A 1,615-nucleotide genomic window follows, 5' to 3' on the forward strand; every position below is an offset into this window, starting at 1 on the left:
GATGTGTATAAGAGACAGCTTCCGGGAGCGCGGGGACGAGCCGGGCGCCGAGTACTGGCTGCGCCAGTCCGCCGAGCAGGGGCACGCGCTCGGCGCGTACGCGCTGGCCGACCTGCTGGAGCACCGCGGCGACACCGGAGCGGAGCGCTGGCTGCGGGCCGCCGCCGAGCAGGGGCACCGGGAGGCCGCGTACCGGCTGGCACGTGCCCTGGACCGCCGTGCCACCGGAGACACCTCCGACGCCTTCGGTCCGGGCCGCAGGGGCGGTCCTGGCGCCGTGGGCGACCTGGGCGACCTGGGCCCCGGCGTGCCCAGGAAGCCGGAAGGGCCCGCCCCCGGCCGCGCCGAGGCCGAGCAGTGGTACCGGCAGGCCGCGGCCCGCGGCCACCGGCGTGCGGCCCTGCACCTCGGCGCCATCCTGGAGCGCCGCGGAGAGCTGAAGGAGGCCGGCCGCTGGTACCTCACGGCGGCCAAGGAGGGTGAGGCGCGTGCCGCGTGCGCCCTCGGCTTCCTGCTGCGCGACGCCGGCGACGAGGAGAGCGCGGCCGTGTGGTGGCTGCGGGCGGCCCAGGACGGCGACGGCAACGCCGCCAACGCGCTGGGGGCGCTCCACGCCGCCCGCGGCGAACAGCAGACGGCCGAGCGCTGGTACCGCGCGGCCATGGACGCGGGCGACGTCAACGGTGCCTACAACCTCGGCCTGCTCTGCGCGGCGCAGGACCGGGTGTCCCAGGCCGAGCAGTGGTACCGCCGTGCCGCGTACGCCGGCCACCGCGAGGCCGCCAACGCGCTCGCCGTACTGCTGCTCCAGGCCGGGGACGCCTCCGGCGCCGAGCCGTGGTTCTCCAAGGCGGCCGAGGCCGGCAGTGTGGACGCCGCCTTCAACCTCGGCATCCTGCACGCGGGACGGGACGAGGACGGCGCGGCGCTCGACTGGTACCGGCGCGCGGCGGCGGCCGGGCACACCGACGCGGCCCTCCAGGTCGGGATGGCCCTGCTGCGCGACGGCGAGGAGCAGGAGGCCGAGCGCCACCTGCGGTGCGCGGCCGGAGGCGGCAGCGCCGAGGCGGCGTTCCGGCTGGCCGGGGTGCTCGACCTGCGCCGCCCGCCGCCCGGCCGGCCCGCGCTGGGGGAGCCCATGCCGGAGAAGACCGAGTGCGAGGAGTGGTACGAGCGGGCCGCCGAACAGGGCCACCGCCGTGCCCAGGTCCGCGCCGGGATGCTCGCCGCCGCCCGTGGCGACCTGACCGACGCCGCCCGCTGGTACCGGGAGGCCGCCGAGTCCGGGAGCCGCAACGGGGCCTTCAACCTCGGCCTGCTGCTCGCCCGCGAGGGCAGCGAGCGGGAGGCCGCCCTGTGGTGGAGCCGCGCCGCGAACGACGGACACGGCCGGGCGGCCCTGCGCCTCGCCCTGCTCGCCGCTCGCCGGGGCGAACTCACGGAGGGCCAGCGCTGGTGCGCGCGGGCGGTCGAGCTGGGGCCGGAGGAGGTGGCCGAGCGGGCCGCCCGGCTGCTGGAGGCGCTCCACCAGGAGCTCACCGCGTGAGGTGGACGCCTGGTGGACGTCGGCGTCCACCCGTATGAATTTGCGCTGGTCCATCGGGGTGCCGTAAGG

General features: G+C 77.7%; 1 protein-coding gene. It reads left to right on the top strand.

Going from position 1 to position 1,615, the window contains the following annotated elements; translation table 11 throughout:
• Positions 1 to 1,546 (top strand): tetratricopeptide repeat protein (locus tag IH13_RS0110055; protein ID WP_063837422.1); only part of this gene is annotated, 1,546 nt, incomplete at its 5' end.
• Between the last annotated feature and the right edge of the window lie 69 nt (positions 1,547 to 1,615).

Source organism: Streptomyces sp. NRRL WC-3549, from assembly GCF_000721935.1.
Lineage (GTDB): Bacteria > Actinomycetota > Actinomycetes > Streptomycetales > Streptomycetaceae > Streptomyces.